Origin of the sequence: Afipia carboxidovorans OM5 (genome assembly GCF_000218565.1) — a bacterium.
GTDB classification, from domain to species: Bacteria; Pseudomonadota; Alphaproteobacteria; order Rhizobiales; family Xanthobacteraceae; genus Afipia; species Afipia carboxidovorans.
The window spans coordinates 1,410,037-1,428,868 of record NC_015684.1 but is presented as its reverse complement, the minus strand read 5'-3'; the positions used below and the strand labels follow the sequence as shown (position 1 = coordinate 1,428,868).

11 protein-coding genes and 1 riboswitch are annotated in these 18,832 nt (G+C 62.1%); of the genes, 6 read left to right on the top strand and 5 right to left on the bottom strand.

The window, feature by feature from the left end:
* Window positions 1-105: 105 nt before the first annotated feature.
* Entirely contained in the window at window positions 106-1,431 is a 1,326-nt protein-coding gene (locus OCA5_RS06690; RefSeq protein ID WP_012563884.1) for an MFS transporter, read from the bottom strand.
* Window positions 1,432-1,460: 29 nt separating this feature from the next.
* A complete protein-coding gene (locus tag OCA5_RS06685) occupies window positions 1,461-3,086 on the bottom strand; it encodes a GMC family oxidoreductase (protein ID WP_012563885.1) in 1,626 nt (541 codons plus the stop codon).
* 114 nt (window positions 3,087-3,200) lie between these two features.
* On the opposite strand from OCA5_RS06685, the gene OCA5_RS06680 reads away from it, so the two are divergent.
* Window positions 3,201-4,052 carry an IclR family transcriptional regulator gene (locus tag OCA5_RS06680; RefSeq protein ID WP_012563886.1) on the top strand — a complete coding sequence of 284 codons (852 nt, stop codon included), beginning with the start codon at window positions 3,201-3,203 and terminating at the stop codon, window positions 4,050-4,052.
* 177 nt (window positions 4,053-4,229) lie between these two features.
* Complete coding sequence (locus tag OCA5_RS06675) at window positions 4,230-4,457, top strand: hypothetical protein (RefSeq protein WP_012563887.1); 228 nt, start codon at window positions 4,230-4,232, stop codon at window positions 4,455-4,457.
* Between the two features lie 71 nt (window positions 4,458-4,528).
* On the opposite strand, the gene metE is transcribed toward OCA5_RS06675, so the two are convergent.
* Complete coding sequence (gene metE, locus OCA5_RS06670) at window positions 4,529-6,892, bottom strand: 5-methyltetrahydropteroyltriglutamate--homocysteine S-methyltransferase (RefSeq protein ID WP_013912982.1); 2,364 nt, start codon at window positions 6,890-6,892, stop codon at window positions 4,529-4,531.
* A gap of 111 nt (window positions 6,893-7,003) precedes the next feature.
* A riboswitch (cobalamin riboswitch) is annotated at window positions 7,004-7,217 on the bottom strand.
* Window positions 7,218-7,255: 38 nt separating this feature from the next.
* The gene (locus OCA5_RS06665) at window positions 7,256-7,924 is read right to left on the bottom strand and encodes an epoxyqueuosine reductase QueH (RefSeq protein ID WP_012563889.1); all 669 of its coding nucleotides are present in this window, start codon (window positions 7,922-7,924) and stop codon (window positions 7,256-7,258) included.
* A 697-nt stretch (window positions 7,925-8,621) separates the two neighbouring features.
* On the opposite strand from OCA5_RS06665, the gene OCA5_RS06660 reads away from it, so the two are divergent.
* From OCA5_RS06660 to OCA5_RS06645, 4 genes are all read left to right on the top strand, one after another.
* Window positions 8,622-11,531 carry a ribonucleoside-diphosphate reductase subunit alpha gene (locus tag OCA5_RS06660; RefSeq protein WP_012563890.1) on the top strand — a complete coding sequence of 970 codons (2,910 nt, stop codon included), beginning with the start codon at window positions 8,622-8,624 and terminating at the stop codon, window positions 11,529-11,531.
* A gap of 148 nt (window positions 11,532-11,679) precedes the next feature.
* Complete coding sequence (locus tag OCA5_RS06655) at window positions 11,680-12,813, top strand: ribonucleotide-diphosphate reductase subunit beta (protein WP_012563892.1); 1,134 nt, start codon at window positions 11,680-11,682, stop codon at window positions 12,811-12,813.
* A gap of 287 nt (window positions 12,814-13,100) precedes the next feature.
* Window positions 13,101-14,726, top strand: coding sequence for a sensor domain-containing diguanylate cyclase (locus OCA5_RS06650; RefSeq protein ID WP_012563893.1), 1,626 nt, complete (start codon window positions 13,101-13,103; stop codon window positions 14,724-14,726).
* Between the two features lie 86 nt (window positions 14,727-14,812).
* Entirely contained in the window at window positions 14,813-15,094 is a 282-nt protein-coding gene (locus tag OCA5_RS06645; RefSeq protein ID WP_012563894.1) for a hypothetical protein, read from the top strand.
* A 26-nt stretch (window positions 15,095-15,120) separates the two neighbouring features.
* Here OCA5_RS06645 and putA read toward each other — a convergent pair whose 3' ends face one another.
* The gene (putA, locus tag OCA5_RS06640; protein ID WP_012563895.1) at window positions 15,121-18,825 is read right to left on the bottom strand and encodes a trifunctional transcriptional regulator/proline dehydrogenase/L-glutamate gamma-semialdehyde dehydrogenase; all 3,705 of its coding nucleotides are present in this window, start codon (window positions 18,823-18,825) and stop codon (window positions 15,121-15,123) included.
* Window positions 18,826-18,832: the final 7 nt, after the last annotated feature.

Genomic DNA, 18,832 nt, shown 5'->3' with positions numbered 1-18,832 from the left:
CCTAAATCGCTTTTGCAAGGCCCTGCGCCTTGCTTGCGCGATACTCCCAAACAAAAACGGCCCGGTCGAAACCGGGCCGTTTGCATTTGTATCGTGCCGCTCGGCTTACGCGACCAGCGCGGCAGGTGCTGTCCCGCCCGCCTGAATGCGTTGTCGCGCCAGACGCGCGATCCACATCGCCGACAGCGCGCTGACGACGCCGGCAAAGACGGCATACCAGGCGACCGCCCACGCTCCGTTCTGCGGGCCGTAATACTGCATCAACGCCGTGGCGATGATCGGGGTCAGGCCGCTCGCGAAAATTCCGGAGAATTGATACACGAACGAAATGCCGGTGTAGCGCACCTCGGGCCCGAACAGATCGCAGAACAGCGAGGCTTCGGGGCCGTAGACCGACGCGTAGAGAATTCCGAACGGAATGATCAACGCCGCCCACACCGCCATCGGCTGATCCGGATACGTCATCCAGATATAGAACGCAGGCAGCGCGGAGAGACCGGTGATCAACGAGCCCCAGGCGTAAGTCCGGGTTCGGCCGACGCGATCGGAGACCCGGCCAAAGTACGGAATGAAAATACACATGATGAGCGCGGCGGCACAAACGCCCAGCAGCGCCTCGGTGCGCGGAATCTTGAGCTGCGAGGTGAGATAGGCAATCGAGTACACACCGAAGATGTTGAAAAACACACCATCGATGTAGCGCGCGCCCATGCCTGCCAGGATCTCCTTCGGATAATCCTTGATCATGGTGGCGAAAGGCACCTGCACCTCTTTGCGGCTCTCCTTGAGCTTGGAGAACTCGGGCGTCTCCATGATGTTGAGGCGAATATAAAGGCCGACCAGCACCAGCACGAAGCTCAACACGAAGGCGATACGCCAGCCCCACGCCAGAAATTGCTCGTTGGTCAGCGAGTACGACAACAGCGCCACCACGCCGGAGGCGAGGCACAGGCCGATCGACAGGCCGATCTGCGGCAGGCTGGCGTAGAGGCCGCGCTTGTGCGGCTCGGCATATTCATACGTCATCAGCACCGCGCCGCCCCATTCACCGCCAAGGCCGATGCCCTGCAGAATGCGCAGCACGAGCAATGCGATCGGCGCCCAGATACCAATCTGGTCATAGGTCGGCACCAGACCGATCAGGAACGTCGCGACACCCATGATCATCAGCGTCAGGATGAGCATGCTCTTGCGGCCGATACGATCGCCGAAGTGGCCGAAGATCACGCCACCAAGCGGACGGGTGACGAAGCCGACCGCGAAGGTCGTGTAGGCCAGCATCGTCGAGACCAAGATGTCATGCGACGGAAAATACAGATGATTGAAGACGATTCCGGCGACGACGCCGTAGAGAAAGAAATCGTACCATTCCACGGTCGCTCCGATCAAAGATGCGAAGACGACACGTTTTAAAAGTGCTTTATCCGCCATGTGACCTCTCCTCGTTGCAGGGTCGTTTCCTAAGCTGCGATAGAATTTTCTTTTGAGTCAGCTAAAATCATATCGGATGCCTTTTCCGCAATCATGACGGCCGGCGCATGCGTATTGCCGGAAACGAGGTTGGGCATGATCGAGCAATCGACCACACGCAGCCCTCCAATGCCGTGAACCCGAAGCCGGGCATCCGTCACGGCCAGTGGATCCGATCCCATCTTGCAGGTCCCGGTCGGATGGAAAATCGTCGCGCCGTATTCGCGCGCGAAATCGAGGATCTCGTCGTCGGTGCTCACGTCAGCGCCGGGCTTGTATTCGCCGACGAGATAAGGCCTGAGCGCATTCGTCGATGCGAGGCGGCGGGCGTATTTGATCGACTCCACCGCGCAGATGCGGTCGGTCTCCGCCTCGAGATAGTTCGGCTTCATCGATGGCGGCTCCATCGGATCGGCCGATCTGATTTCGACAGTGCCGCGGGACTCAGGGCGCAACTGGCAGACCGAGAACGTGCAGCCCGACCACGGATGCGGCTTGCCGCCCGCCATGTCGGCCGACAGCGTGCCGAAATGAAACTGGATGTCCGGCGTCTCCGACCCCGGCAGGATTTTCGTGAACAAGCCGCCCTGATTGATGCCGATGCCGAGCGGACCGGTGCCCTTCAGCAACCACTGCAAACCTATCTTCGCCTGGCTGAACAGCGTGCGCAGATCGTCATTGGTGGTGATCGGTTTCGAGACCCGATACATCAGGCGCAACTGCAAATGATCCTGAAGGTTCTGGCCGACGCCCGGCAGATCGTGCACCACGTTGATCCCATGGCGCTGCAGCAGCGATGCAGGCCCGATGCCCGACAGTTGCAGAAGTTGCGGCGATTGCAGCGCGCCTGCCGACAGGATGACCTCGCGGGCCGCACGCGCTTCCCGCGCAACGCCGTTCTGGAGATATCGCACGCCGACCGCACGGCGGCCTTCGAGAATGAGGCCGGTCGCATGCGCGTCGGTTTCGATGCTCAGGTTGGCACGATTGCGCGCGGGCTTGAGATAGGCAACCGCCGACGAAATTCGCCAGCCATTGTGCGTGAACAGTTGATAGTAGCCGACGCCTTCCTGATCGCCGCTATTGAAGTCGTCGTTCTGCGGCACGCCCATTTCCTTGGCGCCGCGAATGATAGCTTCCATCAATTCGCTCTTGGCGCCGATGTCGGACATCCACAGCGGACCATCACCGCCATGCACCGCGCTGGCGCCACGGCTGTTGTGTTCGGACTTGATGAAGTACGGCAGGACGCTTTTCCAATCCCATCCGGGATTGCCGAGCTGCGCCCAGCGATCGTAATCCTCGCGCTGCCCGCGAATGCAGATCAATCCGTTGATCGAGCTTGACCCACCGAGACCCCGGCCGCGCGGCCAATAGATGCGGCGATCTTTCATGTTGGGCTCTGGGTCGGTGTAGAAGCCCCAGTTGTACGCCTTGTGAAACATCGTCTTCCCGTAACCGATGGGAATGTGGATCCACAGGTAGTTGTCCTTCGGGCCCGCCTCGAGCAGCAGCACCTTGTGGCGGCCATCGGCGCTCAAGCGATTTGCCAGCACGCATCCGGCGGAGCCTGCTCCCACCACGATGTAATCGAACTGATCGGGCGTCCTCACCATTTTTATATATCCCATTCATTGAGACGATTTATATTGAATGCTGGACCTCGTTCAAAATACTGTCAACATGGTGAGGCGCCGTGTGGCTCACTGAGCGGGATTGGGTTTCAAAAAATGTCATCGCAGACGACGACGTCAGTTTCGGAACGGGCTCTGCTTCTTCTCGAAGCCATCGCCAAGGCCGAGGAACCGCCCACGCTCAACGAGTTGATGGCGGCGATCCGGTTGCCGAAGGCAACAACACATCGCTTCGTCGCTTTGCTCGAGCGATTGGGGTTCGTTCGGCGCACACTTGACGGACGGCGCTATGAAGCAGGCCATCGTCTGCTTTCGCTTTCGCTCGACGGAATGCGGCACTCGTTCGATCTCGCGCCGCGTCGGGTCATCCTGTCGTCGCTGGTGAAAGAAATCGGCGAGACCTGCAACCTCACCACGCTCGATGGCGATCACCTGATCTATCTCGACCGCGTCGAATCCGCGTGGCCTTTGCAGTATCGTCTCAACATCGGCTCGCATGTGCCGTTGCATTGCACGGCAAGCGGCAAGCTGTTTCTCAGTCTCTCACCGGCGGCATTGCGCAAGGCGATATTCCGCACGCAGCCGTTCCAGCGCTACACCGAGCGAACCCTGACCAGTACAAAACTTCTCGAAGCCGAACTGACGCGCATTCGCCAGACCGGCATCGGCACCGACAACGAGGAGTTCATGGAAGGCATGGCCGCGAGCGCCGTCCCGGTCCACGATTCCCGCGGCCGGATCTGCGCCACCATCGCAGTGCACGGCCCCATCACGCGGCTGCCGCTCTCGCGCGCGCTCGCCCTCGTGCCCGCCTTGAAAAGAGCCGCCAAAGCTCTCGAACAAACGCTCCTGCCCGATACCAGCGCGTCAGCCGCAAGCCCTTCGAGCAGCACCGCGGCAGCCCCGTCGCCTGCCACCACACGCGGCTCCGTGCGCGCGCCGAAATAGCATCGTGCGCGCAAGAATCGTTCAAACAGCGAGCGATTTATCGGCTTCAGAAAAGCCATGCCTTCAATGCGGGCAAAGAAGCAGATTCGTTCTTTGCCGGTGTTGAAATATGGTGAGCTGTTTTCTTGAAAGACCACGCATCGCGAGACAAATTGGTCCTGTTTCAGGACCCTCGCAATGCCCCGCCACGACTTCACATCTCTGTCGGATCACGACACGCCGTGGACCGAGCAAACCACGATCGCAACGGCGTCCTACTCGCCGGTGGTGCGGCTCGGCACCGTCGCGTTCTGGCTGTTAATCGCAGCGCTTCTCGTGGCGCGCGTGCTGATCGCGACGCCGGAGACACCGGCATCCGATACAACCAGCGCCCCGCCCCCGGCGCACACGACCTCGCTTCAATAAATTTGCAACCTACATGAAGAAGCGGCGCCCCTCACATGAGGGACGCCGCTTTCTATCGTGTGCGATGCGGTTTACGCGAGCGCGCGCAATTCCTTCGCCGCCGCGACCATGTTGACGAGCGCGGGCCGCACCTCATCCCATTTACGGGTCTTCAGACCGCAATCGGGATTGATCCAGATTTGCGCATCGTTGAGGCGCTTGCGCGCCAGCACGAGCAATTCCTTCATCTCCGCAACGTCCGGCACCCGCGGCGAGTGGATGTCGTAGACGCCGGGACCGATCTCGTTGGGGTAACGATAGGTCTTGAACGCATCGAGCAATTCCATCTTCGAGCGCGAGGTCTCGATGGAAATCACGTCGGCATCCATCGCGCCGATGGCATCGATGATGTCGTTGAACTCCGAGTAGCACATATGGGTGTGGATCTGCGTCTCGTCGGCCACGCCCGACGAGCACAGCCGGAAGCTTTCCACCGCCCAGTCGAGATAGGTTGTCCACTGCGAGCGACGCAGCGGCAGGCCTTCGCGCAACGCGGCCTCGTCGATCTGGATCATGCGCGCGCCAGCCTTTTCGAGATCGACGACCTCGTCGCGGATCGCGAGCGCGATCTGCCGGCAGGCTTCGCTGCGCGCAACGTCGTCGCGCACGAACGACCAGTTGAGGATCGTCACCGGCCCGGTCAGCATCGCCTTCATCGGCCGCTTGGTGAGCGACTGCGAATAGCGCCACCAGTCGAGCGTCATCGGCTTTGGCCGCGAGACGTCGCCAAACAGCACCGGCGGGCGGACGTAGCGTGAGCCGTAGCTCTGCACCCAGCCCTGCTTGGTGAAGGTGAAGCCTTCGAGCTGTTCGCCGAAATACTGCACCATGTCGTTGCGCTCGAACTCGCCGTGCACCAGCACGTCGAGGCCGATCTCTTCCTGCCAGCGCACCGCGCGCGCCGTCTCCTCCTTCAGGAACTCCTCGTACTGCGCATCGCCGAGCGTGCCCTTGGTGTGGGCGGCGCGTGCTTTACGCACATCGGCCGTCTGAGGGAACGAACCGATCGTCGTGGTCGGGAACAGCGGCAGGCCGAAGCGCGCGTGCTGGATTTTCGCACGGGCATCGAACGGGCTGTTGCGGCGGCGCATCTGATCGGTGATCGCCTGCATCCGCTTTGCGACCGCGGGATTGTGGATCTTGGGCGAAGCCTTGCGCTTGGCGGCAGCCGCCTTCGAGGCCGCGATCTGATCCGCGACCTCATCGCGGTGGCCGGAGAGTGCGCGGCCGAGTACCGCAAGCTCGCTCATCTTCTGCAGCGAAAACGCAAGCCACTCCTTCACGTCGGCGTCGAGACCGGTTTCCGCATCGAGATCGATCGGCACATGCAGCATCGAGCATGACGGCGCGATCTGCACCCGGCCGCCGCCCAGCCCGGCGACCACCGGCTCCAGTTTCTCGAGCAGTGACGGCAGATCGGCGCGCCAGATATTGCGGCCGTCGATCACGCCAAGCGACAGCACAAGTTGCTTCGGCGCTTTTGCCACCACCGCTGCAAGCTGATCGGCGCCGCGCACGAGATCGAGATGCAGGCCCGCCACCGGCAGTGCCAGCGCGGTGTCGCGGTTGTCGCCGAGATCACCGAAATAGGCCGCAAGCATGATCCTGATCTGCGGCACGGCCTCCGCGAGTACTGCATAGGCACGGCGCAACGCCTGCCGTGCGGTATCGTCGAGGTCGAGCACGAGGCACGGCTCGTCGATCTGCACCCACTCCGCGCCCTCGGCGGCGAGGCGCTTCAGCACCTCGACATAAACCGGCAGCAGATTGTCGAGCAGCGACAGCGTATCGAAGCCTTCCTCCTTGCTCTTGCCGAGCTTGAGGAACGTCACCGGGCCGACCAGAACCGGGCGGGTCTGATAACCGAGCGCCTTGGCTTCCTTGTATTCGTCGATCGGCTTGGTGGACGACAGCGCGAAGGTCTGCCCCCTGGTGAATTCCGGCACCATGTAGTGATAGTTGGTGTCGAACCACTTGGTCATTTCCTGCGCAGGCACGCCGTGCCCGCCATGATGGGCATGGCCGTGCGAGCAGGTCTCGCCCTCGCCTTCCGAGCCGCGTGCCATCGCGAAATAGGTCGCGAGCGGCACACTGCCGCCTTTCCAGCCGTAAATCGCCGGAATGGCGCCGACCATGACGCTGGTGTCGAGCACCTGGTCATAGAGCGAGAAATCGTTGGAGGGGATGACGGTGACGCCGCGCGCCTTCTGGCGCGCCCAGTTCGCAGCGCGCAGCTCGGCCGCGGTCGCGAACAGACTTTTCTCATCGATCTTGCCTGCCCAGAAACTTTCCAGAGCGGTTTTCAGTTCACGGCGCGGACCGATCCGCGGCGTGCCGAGCGTTGCAACATCAAGAGTTGCGACAGTGAGAGTGGTAGACGTTGACGAATTCGACATGGCTTCGACCCCGAAGTGCGAGTGCGCAAGGCGGGACGAAGGCGCGCGCATGAATACCGGGGCGCGTGCGCCTCCAGTCTGGAACCTGCGCCCACCGGATACCCCGCCCGTGGAGAACGTGATGTCGCGGCAGGTCTCCTGGCTCGCGGGTCGCAGCCTACACCCGTCTTCCCAAGGGCAAACGCCTCAGTGACATGAATGGGTGTCGGCTCGCCGCTCACAGTTGCGGGGGCAGCGCCGGAATCAGCGCAAAGCGCGCTCCACCGGCTTCCCTCTTAGCTTCGCATCAGAGTGCAATGCGAAGACCACGACGATGCGGACTATGGCGCGGGGGCGGAATCAGTCAACGCGCGGAGGGTGGGATTATCCCTCGCCCTCGGTGGAATCTTGCCCATAGAACTTCACGCCGAGCGTAATCGGCTCTCGCCCGCCCGCACGACGGTGGGCATTGGTATCGCGCAGCGAATAGACGCAGCCGCAATATTCCTGCTGGTAGAACTCCTCGCGCTTGCTGATCTCGATCATGCGGGCGGAACCGCCGCCCTTGCGCCAGTTGTAATCCCAATACTCCACGCCATCATATTTCGCGGCGGCGCGTTTCCCGCAATCGTTGATCTGCGCCATGTTCTTCCAGCGGGAGATACCGAGCGAACTGGTGATCACCGGGAAGCCGTGCTCGTGCGCGTAAAGCGCGGTGCGTTCGAACCGCATGTCGAAACACATGGTGCAGCGCGCCCCGCGCTCCGGTTCCCACTCCATGCCCTTGGCGCGCGCGAACCAGTTGTCCTTGTCGTAATCGGCATCGATGAAACCGACGCCATGCTTCTCGGCAAAGCGGACGTTCTCGTCCTTGCGCAGGAGGTATTCGCGCTCCGGATGAATGTTCGGGTTGTAGAAAAAGATGGTGTAGTCGACGCCGGAGGCGAGCATCGCCTCCATCACCTCGCCTGAGCACGGCGCGCAGCACGAGTGCAGCAGCACCTTTTTCTGCCCACCGGGCGGGTTCAGGATCGGGCGGACAAAATCGGTCATCAACTCATCTCGATTCGGGCGAGGCTCTGCCTGGGACCCCAATTCGGGGCAACAGCGAGGCGTTCCGGGGATGGATTCGCGGGAATCCTCTTTCTCCGGAAGCCTCTATCTAATGAGCACCCTTTCAGCCGTAAAGCCGGGCCTGTTTGCCGCCCTTGTGGCCGGCCGGAACGCCACTTCCCACCCGATCAAATCCCACCCCGGAATTCTCTCACGGAACCGGGGGAAGAGTCCTTGGCCCGGGGTGCAGAATCGCAGCACTCTGTCGGTCCCCGATGGAATTCAAGGACTCACCGGGAGCTTCCTTTCTCATCGGGGATATCGGGGACCGCTTTAATCTTTTCTTGACTCTCCTGGCTAAAGATCACCACATATAGGTGTCATCGTCTGATTTGGTCCAAAATGTAGTGGGCCAAGGAGAGAGCAAGGGAAGGAGCGGCGAGCTGTAGCCCGGTCGGGGAAACCGGAAAAGCTTGTCAGTTTGAGTACCGGACAGCTCTGCCACACAGCTTTGTCATCCAGGTCGCCGGCCGTTGCCGGGGCCTCTTAACGCCGCAGCGACCCGCCTGTGAGGGGGCCTGCCGCGACACGAAAAAACGCCACGGACGGGGGTCCGTCGCTGGCATTTGGCGATCGCGCCAGATGCTCAAGTGCCATGCTCCCGTCCTTCTGAAAATTCGCATCACGGGGCTTGTCGATGTCGTTAAACCTGCAGACCGCCAAAACTGAAAAAGCGCCGCTCGTCCAATTGAGCCCAGAATCGCTTGCGCCCTCGCCGCGCGAGCCCGCCATGCAGATCATCCGGCGCAACGGCACGGTTTCGCGATTCGATCCCTCCAAGATATCGATCGCGATGACCAAGGCCTTCCTTGCGGTCGAAGGACATACGGCAGCCGCGTCCCGGCGTGTCCATGAGATCGTCGAGGGGCTGACCCAGGAAGTGGTCACCAACCTCACCCGCCGCCTCGGCGAAGGCCGCACTTTCCACATTGAAGACGTGCAGGATCAGGTTGAACTCGCGCTGATGCGCAGCGAGCACCACAAGGTCGCCCGCGCCTATGTGCTCTATCGCGAGGAACGCGCCCGCGAGCGCGCCGCCGGCAAGAGCGCCGAAGCAGCCGTCTCGAACGAGCCCGCGCTGCAGATGACGCTTGCGAACGGCACCCGCGCGCCGCTCGACATCAAGCGCCTCGAACTCATTATCCGTGAAGCCGGCGAAGGCCTCGACGGTGTCGACCCGGCGCCGGTGCTGGCCGAGGCCCGCCGCAACCTTTACGACGGCATCAGCCAGGACGAACTCGCGCTTGCGCCGATCATGGCCGCGCGCACGCTGGTCGAGCATGAGCCGAACTACGCTTACGTCAGTGCCCGCCTCCTGCTCGACAAGCTGCGCAGCGAAGTTCTGACCTATCTTTACAAGACGCCGACCTCCGCCTCGCAGGCCGACATGGCAACGCGCTATGCCGAATATTTCCCGGTCTACGTCAAGGCCGGCATCGAGGCCGAGCTGCTCGATCCCGAACTGGGGCGCTTCGATCTCGACCGCCTCGCCAGCGCGCTGAAGCCCGAGCGAGACCTGCAGTTCCAGTTCCTCGGCCTGCAGACCCTTTATGATCGCTACTTCCTGCACGTCGGCGGTTCGCGCCTCGAACTGCCGCAGGCCTTCTTCATGCGCGTCGCGATGGGCCTCGCCGTCCGCGAGATCGACCGCGAAGCACGCGCCATCGAGTTCTACAATCTGCTGTCGTCGTTCGACTTCATGGCCTCGACGCCGACACTGTTCAACTCCGGTACGCTGCGCCCGCAGTTGTCCTCGTGCTTCCTCACCACTGTCGCCGACGATCTCGACGGCATCTTCAAGGCGGTGAAGGACAACGCCCTGCTCGCGAAGTATTCCGGCGGCCTCGGCAATGACTGGACCAACGTTCGTGGTCTCGGCGCGCACATCAAGGGCACCAACGGCGAGAGCCAGGGCGTCGTGCCATTCCTGAAGGTCGCGAACGATACCGCGATCGCCGTCAATCAGGGCGGCAAGCGCAAGGGCGCGGTCTGCGCCTATCTCGAGACCTGGCACATCGACATCGAGGAATTTCTCGACCTGCGCAAGAACACCGGCGACGACCGCCGTCGCACCCACGACATGAACACCGCGAACTGGGTGCCGGACCTGTTCATGCAGCGCGTCGAGGAAGACGGCACATGGACGCTGTTCTCGCCCGACGAGACACCGGACCTGCACGACCTTTACGGCCCCGCGTTCAAGGCCGCTTATGAAGGCTACGAGGCGAAGGCCGCACGCGGCGAGATCCACGTATTCAAGGAAATGCGCGCCACCGATTTGTGGCGGCGCATGCTGACCATGCTGTTCGAGACCGGCCATCCCTGGATCACCTTCAAGGATGCCTGCAACTTGCGCTCGCCGCAGCAGCACGCCGGCGTCGTCCACTCATCGAATCTCTGCACCGAGATCACGCTCAACACCTCGGCGGACGAGGTGGCGGTGTGCAACCTCGGCTCGATCAACCTTCTCAACCACACCACCCGCGAGGGCCTCAACCACGACAAGTTGAAGCGCACCATCGCGACCGCGGTGCGGATGCTCGACAACGTGATCGACATCAACTTCTATACGATCCCGGAGGCGCGCCGCTCCAACCTGAAGCATCGCCCGGTCGGCCTCGGCCTGATGGGCTTCCAGGATGCGCTGCACATCCAGCGGATTCCGATCACCTCCGATGCCGCCGTCGCCTTTGCCGACGAGAGCATGGAGATCATCAGCTACCATGCGATTTCGGCGTCGGTCGATCTCGCCGGTGAGCGCGGCCGCTATCCCTCCTTCGAGGGCTCGCTGTGGTCGCAGGGCATGCTGCCGATCGACTCGGTCTCGATCCTCGCCAAGGCACGCAACGGCGCTCCGCTCGACACCTCCGCGACGCTCGACTGGTCGGGCCTGCGCGAGCGGGTGAAGACGGACGGCATGCGTAACTCCAACGTGATGGCGATCGCGCCGACAGCGACGATCTCCAACATCTGCGGCGTCACGCAGTCGATCGAGCCCGCCTACCAGAACCTCTACGTCAAATCGAATATGTCGGGCGATTTCACCGTCGTGAACGAATTCCTGGTCCGCGACCTGAAATCACGCGGGCTGTGGGACGAGGTGATGGTCTCGGACCTGAAATATTTCGACGGCAGCGTCGGCCAGATCGACCGCGTACCGGACGATCTCAAGGCGCTCTATGCGACCGTGTTCGAGATCGACACCTCATGGCTCATTCAGGCGGCAGCCCGGCGGCAGAAGTGGATTGATCAGGCACAGTCGCTCAACCTCTATATCGCCAACCCGTCAGGCAAGAAGCTCGACCAGCTCTATCGTCTGGCGTGGCAGCTCGGTCTCAAGACCACTTACTACCTGCGCTCACGCAGCGCGACGCATGTCGAGAAATCGACGCTGAAGGGGACCGATGGCAAACTGAACGCGGTTTCAGCCTCGATTCCGTCCGCTCAGCAGCATGCGCCGATCGTCGTTCCGAATGACACCGCGCCCGATCTCACCGGCGTCAAGGCCTGCTCGATCGACAACCCTGATTGCGAGGCGTGCCAGTAGACTTGTGTCGTCCCCGCGCAGGCGGGGACCCACACTTTAATATGGAGCCAATCCAGGGCGGCTCATTACACGACATTTTACCAACGATGTCTCCAAAGCACTGGGTCCCCGCCTGCGCGGGGACGACATCGGAAAGACAGGAAACATCATGCTCGACTGGTCCGAACCATCCACATCCGCAAAGCCAACGCCGGCCACGATCTTCAACACCGCACCCACGTCGTCGGCCGAGCAGACGGGCCTGGGCGAGATCGACCGCACCGGTGGCCGCGTGTCCGTCGACGAGAAGCGGATGATCAACTGCCGTGCGGACGTCAACCAGTTGCTGCCGCTGAAATACAAATGGGCATGGGAGAAATATCTCTCCGGCTGCAACAACCACTGGATGCCGACCGAAGTCTCGATGCAGGCGGATATCGCGCTGTGGAAGTCGCGCGACGGCCTGACCGATGACGAGCGCCGCGCCATCAAGCGCAATCTCGGCTTCTTCGCGGCCTCCGAGAGCCTCGTCGCCAACAACATCGTGCTCGCGATCTACCGCCACCTCACCAACCCCGAATGCCGCCAGTATCTGCTGCGGCAGGCGTTCGAGGAAGCGGTGCACACCCACACCTTCCAGTACATCGTGGAAAGCCTCGGCCTCGATGAGGGCGAACTGTTCAACATGTATCGCGAGGTGCCCTCGATCACCGACAAGGCGGCATGGGCGCTGAAGCACACCAAGAATCTCGACGACCCGGACTTCAAGACCGGCACGCTTGAGGCCGATCAGGCGTTCCTGCGCGACCTCGTCGCCTTCTATGTCGTGTTCGAGGGCATGTGGTTCTACACGGGCTTTGCGCAGATCCTCTCGCTCGGCCGGCGCAACAAGATGGTCGGCATCGCCGAGCAGTATCAGTACATCCTGCGCGATGAATCGATTCACCTGAACTTCGGTATCGACGTCATCAACCAGATCAAGCTGGAGAACCCGCACCTCTGGACCAAGGCGTTCCAGGACGAAGTGCGCGGCATGATCAGCGAGGCCGCCGGGCTCGAAGCCGCTTATGGCCGGGACACCATGCCCCGCGGCTTCCTCGGTCTCAACGCGGCGCTGTGCGAACAGTACATGCACTTCATCGCCAACCGCCGCTGCGCGCAGATCGGTCTCGCACCGGTGTTCGCGGAAACCGAGAATCCCTTCCCGTGGATGTCGGAGGCGATGGACCTGAAGAAGGAAAAGAACTTCTTCGAGACACGCGTGATCGAATATCAGAACGGCGGCGCGCTGAGCTGGGATTGATCGCGCAACCGTTCAGACTCCACGGATTAATCTTGCAATTCTGTTTCGAGAGGCTGCCGTTTCGGCGGCCTCTTTTGTTTTGAGATTGCGCTAGTGGGAAACACATCGCATGGCGGGCTTACGCCTCGATGGCACCGCTCGCTGCATCAGGCAAAGCTTTAACAAAATCCTTACTGTTAGGCGAAGATGTGCCGTTCGCCGCTACGTTTCATTGAACAATAGCGGGCACGCTGGCGCGCATCGCTTCAGTTCGATTGGCATGCCTCGGCGGAAATCCCATTCAAATCATGAACGAATTTAAGACCAAAACGCGCGCGCAAGCAGCGAGAGTGTTCGAGCCGGCGTCACCGGCCGGCACCCTGGTGCTCAGCGTCGTGCTTGCGGTCGCCTATGTGTTTTTTGGCCGCCTGACCTTCGCGCTCTCCGTCGAATACGGCAACGTCACCAGCGTGGTGTTCATCCCGGAAGGCATCGCACTCGCGTTCTGCATCCGCTTCGGCTCCCGCGTTGCCGGCGGCATTTTCATCGGACAGACGATCCTGTCGCTGTGGTCCGGTCCTTCGCTTCTCGGCGGCGCGGTGATCGGCCTCGTCAACGCGGGCCAGGGCGCGTTGGGCGGATATCTGTTTCACCGCTGGTCGATCTCGCCGCGCTTCGATCATCCGCGCGATGTCTCGCTGTTCATCGGAATGATCTTCCTCATCCTGCAGCCGATCAGCGCCACCGGCGGCGTTGCCGTGCTCTATCTCCTGGGCGTGATCCCGCCGAGCGCCATTCCGCTCGAATGGGCGTCATGGTGGTGGATTCACGGCATGCAGAAACCGTTGCCGTCGCTCGATCTCGTACCCTCCGCGTGGGTGCATTGGTGGATCGGGAATTCGGTCGGCCAGTTGCTGGTTGCGCCTCTCATTCTGGCATGGTCCACCAAGAAAGCGCCGGTCGACCAGCCGAAAAGCGCGCTGGAAGTTACGCTCAGTGGCATCGGCATCCTGACTGTCATTGCATTGGCGCTCGGCGGCATTCCAACACATCCGCTGTTGCTGCTGGCGGGGACCTATCTGCTGCTGTTGTGGATCGGCTTGCGACGCGGTCTGCGCGGCATCACGCTTGCCAACGTCCTGATCGGCGCGGCGGTGACATGGGCGGCCTCCTCCGGCGGCGGCTTCATGGCGCATCTGTCGATCGCGGATCGTCTCTCGAACGCCGGTTTCTTCGTTGCAGCCGCCTGCGCACTGTCTCTGTTCCTATTCTCCTTGTTCGAGGACCGGCGAATTCTGATCGACCGTCTGACCCACCTCGCATCCTGGGATTCGCTGGTGGAGTTACCCAACCGCCGTCACTTCATCGAAGTGGCCGAGCAGGAAATCGCAATCGCCCGTCGTGACAGCCGCAACCTCGCGCTGCTGATCCTCGACGCCGACAACTTCAAAACGCTCAACGATCAATGGGGCCATGCAGCCGGCGACGCCGCTTTGCGGATGATCGCGCTGGCCTGTGCCTCGGTGAGCCCGCGCCCCGATTGCGCCGGGCGGATCGGCGGTGAGGAATTCGCGATGCTGCTACCGGCGATGTCCGTTGCTGAGGCGTCGGATTTCGCGGAGATGCTACGCGCGCAGATCGCGGCAACGCCGGTTCAGATAGCGCCCGACACGACCATTTATGTCACGGTCAGCATCGGTGTCTCGGCCTTCGGTGCGCATGCCGACCTTTGCGCGATGATGCGCGCAGCGGACCAGGCGCTTTACACGGCGAAGGGGCGCGGCCGCAACAAGGTTGTTCAGGCTGATGACCAGATCATCGTGGCAAGCGATATCGATCGTATGAATATCGAAATCAGCGAGCCCGGCGTGCGTTTGTCGCCAACGCTAGAGTGCGAAGCCCATCCGCACTGGCGGCTGATCCGGGCGCGATAACGCGCCGTTCATCGGCAGCACGAAACCGGCACGCTGCCCGTGTGTTGTCATCACGCACGTCGATCCATCTGTTGCCGGAGCATAAGATGCGATTTTCCTTTCCGCACAGTCACGCCTTTCCGGGCGGCCGCGTCACTGTCGAGGACGACGGAAAATCAGAGCCGAAATGCCTCGTCGAATTCGGCGACGGTGTCACCGTGATCGCGGATTGGCAGCAAACCGGCTCCGACATCAGGCTCAGCGTTCCGACCTATCGCACGGCGAAAGGCACAGAGGTCGCGTCCCGAACGTGGCGGCTGGTCGAGCGAGCCGACGGCGTCTGGCGCTCCCAGCTTGCACCGGTGATCGGCGGCGCCTCACTGGTGTGAGGCGATCTTGCCGCTTCCTCGCGCCGTCAGCCGATGGCCATCAGGCTGGCATTGCCACCCGCCGCCGCAGTGTTGATCGAGGTCGATACTTCTTCCAGCAACCAGTTCACACAGTAAGCATCCGGGTCGCGCGCAATTTCTTCCATCGCGGCGGATTGAACAAGCACCAGCGGCCCTGGCAATGCTGCGATCCTTCGATTGACGGCCAGCACACGCGCGGCATCGCCTTCAATCAGCGCACCGGCGAACGGCCCATCAGCCTGCCAATCCGACGTCCAACTCACACGCGCCGCGACGCTCGCCGGCAAACCTTGCAGCTTGTTCTGAAATTCGCTCACCGCATCGATCACCAGTTGATTGCCAGTCGCGAGCGTCACCGCCGTCTGGCGGCGAAGACCGGCCTCGGTTGCCGGGACAAGCAGGATTCGTCCGCGCGGATGCAGCGCATAAAGGTTGCGCTCGCCCACAGGCCCTGGCAGCTCCGTGTGAAAGCCGAGCGCCGCATGTCCGCCGATATCGATCGCGGCTTTGGCTTCCGCACTCAATCCCTTGCCCGACAACCAAGCCGCGTAATCGCGCAGCGTCGGGTCGATGTCGATCGAACCATGCTGCGGCAAGATCGATGCCTTCCGTACGAGGCGCCCGAGATAAAGCGGCCCGCCCGCCTTCGGGCCGGTACCGGATAGTCCGCGGCCACCAAACGGCTGCACGCCAACCACCGCGCCGATGATATTGCGATTGACGTAGATATTTCCGGCCTTGATGCGGCTCGTGACGTGCGCGATCGTCTCATCGAGGCGCGTGTGCAGACCGAAGGTCAGCCCGTAACCAGCGCCGTTGATCTCGTCGATGAGGCGATCGAGATCGGCTCGACGGAAGCGGATGACATGCAGCACAGGACCGAACACCTCGCGCTTGAGATCTGAAATCGAATTGATCTCGATGATGGTCGGCGGGACGAAGGTGCCATTCGCGGTCTCCGCCGGCAGCGGCAGTTGCTCGATCCTGCAGCCAAGGCGGCGCATCTGCGCGATATGCCGGTTGATGCTGTCGCGCGCCTCAGCGGTGATCACCGGGCCGACATCGACGCTGAGCCGATCCGTCTTGCCGAGCGTCAGCTCCTGCAACGCGCCCTTCAGCATCGTCAATGTGCGCTCGGCAATCTCCTGCTGCAGGCAGAGCACGCGTAGCGCCGAGCAGCGCTGGCCGGCACTGTCGAACGCCGAAGCAATCGCATCGCCGACGACCTGTTCGGCAAGCGCGGAGGAATCCACGATCATCGCGTTCTGACCGCCGGTCTCCGCAATCAGCGGGATCGGTTTGCCCACGTCAGATAACCGTTCCGCCAACTGCGCCTGAATGAGCCGCGCCACCTCGGTGGAGCCAGTGAATATGACGCCGGCGGTCTCGCGCGCGCCGACCAGCACCGCGCCGACGCGGCCATCACCCGGCACGAACTGCAGCGCTCCGCGCGGCACACCCGCCGCGTGCAAAATCTTCACGCTCTCATGCGCAATCAGCGGCGTCTCTTCCGCGGGCTTGGCGAGCACGGTATTTCCGACGACGAGCGCGGCGGCAATCTGCCCCGTGAAAATGGCGAGCGGAAAATTCCACGGGCTGATGCAGACGACCGGACCGAGCGGAAGATGCGACGGCCCCAACGCGCAACGCGCCTGCTCGGCGTAATAGCGTAAGAAATCGATCGCCTCGCGCACTTCGCCGATGGCATTCGCGGCGGACTTTCCGGCCTCGCGCATGATGACGCCCATCAGCGATTCCATGCGCGCCTGCATGATGTCCGCCGCTCTGTCGAGACAAGCTGCACGCTCAGGTGACGAAACCGCCGCCCATGATGCGGCATGCTCCGCCGCCAGAGCAACGATGCGCGTGGCGACCTCCGCCCTCACTTCGGTGACACAGCCGACGACATCGCGATGATCCGCGGGATTCAACACATCGCGCGCCTCACCTTCAGCGCTGTCATCAGCAAGGAGCGGCGGCGCGTGCCATGGCTTTGCAGCCGATGCGGCGAGCTCGTTCGACAAATGCGCAAGCGTCGCCTCGTTCGACAGGTCGAGACCTTTCGAATTTGTCCGCGCATTGCCATAGAGCGCAGACGGCAGCGCAATCTGATCGTGCGGCGCGCCGATGACAGGCATCGCCGCGACGATATCGACCGGGTCGGCAATCAGAGATTCAATCGTGACGTTGGGATCGGAGATACGATGGACGAAGGAGGAATTGGCGCCGTTCTCGAGCAGACGACGAACGAGATACGCCAGCAGCGTTTCATGCGTACCGACCGGCGCATAGATGCGGCACGGCCGGTCGAGTTTATCTTGGCCGACGACCTCCTCATAAAGCGGTTCGCCCATGCCATGCAGGCACTGGAATTCGTAATCACCGACGGTGAAGTCCGGTCCTGCGAAGTGATAGATCGCAGCAAGATTCTGGGCGTTATGCGTCGCGAATTGCGGAAAGACCGCATTCTTTGCCGCCAGCAGCTTGCGAGCACAGGCGATATAAGCGATGTCGGTATAGACCTTGCGCGTATAGACCGGAAAGCCGTCCAGCCCGTCGACCTGCGCACGCTTGATCTCGGCATCCCAATAAGCGCCCTTGACGAGGCGCACCATCATGCGCCGATTGGCGCGGCGCGCGAGATCGATAATGTAATCGAGCACGAACGGGCAACGCTTGCCATACGCCTGCACCACGAAGCCGAGGCCGCTCCAGCCCTTGAGGCTTTCGTCAAAGCTGATCTCTTCGAGCAGATCGAGCGACAAATCCAGTCGATCCGATTCTTCGGCATCGATGTTGAGGCCAATGTCGTAAGACTTGGCGAGCCGCGCTAACCCCCGCACGCGCGGCAGCAATTCGCCCATCACCCGGCCGGCCTGCGCGCGGCTATATCGTGGATGCAGCGCCGACAGCTTGATCGAAATACCGGGACGTTCATAGACACCACGCCCCTCCGCCACCTTTCCGATGGCGTTAATCGCTGCCTCATAGGCGCGGTAATAGCGCTCCGCATCGGCGGCGGTCATCGCCGCTTCGCCCAGCATATCGTAGGAGTAGCGGAAGCCGCTCACTTCCAGCGACCGCGCGCGTTCGAGTGCGTCATCGATCGTCTCACCCATGACGAACTGCTCACCCATCATCCGCATCGCCATGTCAACGCCGTGCCGGATCACCGGCTCGCCGCAGCGCGCGATCAGTCGCGTCAGGGCGGCAGCGAGACTGTGATCGCTCACCGTTGCGGTGAGCTTGCCGGTGACGACAAGACCCCAGGTCGCGGCGTTGACGAACAGCGAGCGGTCGCTATCGAGATGAGACGCCCAGTCGCCTTCGGCGATCTTGTCGCGGATCAGCGCGTCACGCGTCGCCGTATCGGGAATGCGCAGCAACGCCTCGGCCAGACACATCAGCGCCACGCCCTCATGGCTGGAGAGCGAATATTCCTGCACCAGCGCTTCGACGCCCGTGCCTTTATGCCTGGCGCGCAATGCTTCGATCAACGTGCGCGCCGTGCTGGCGACCTCCCGCTTCATCTCATCCGGAAGCGTAGCCGCGACGACCAGCGGCGGCAGGCATTCCGGCTCCGGACGGCGATAGGCTGCGGTGATGGCCCGGCGCAGCGCCGTCTGCGGCCGGATCGGCGGTGCAAATGTCGCGAAGGGAGGCTCGCTAACTGAGCCTTGGGAAATTGTATCGCGCACCCTGCCGGACATCCGAATG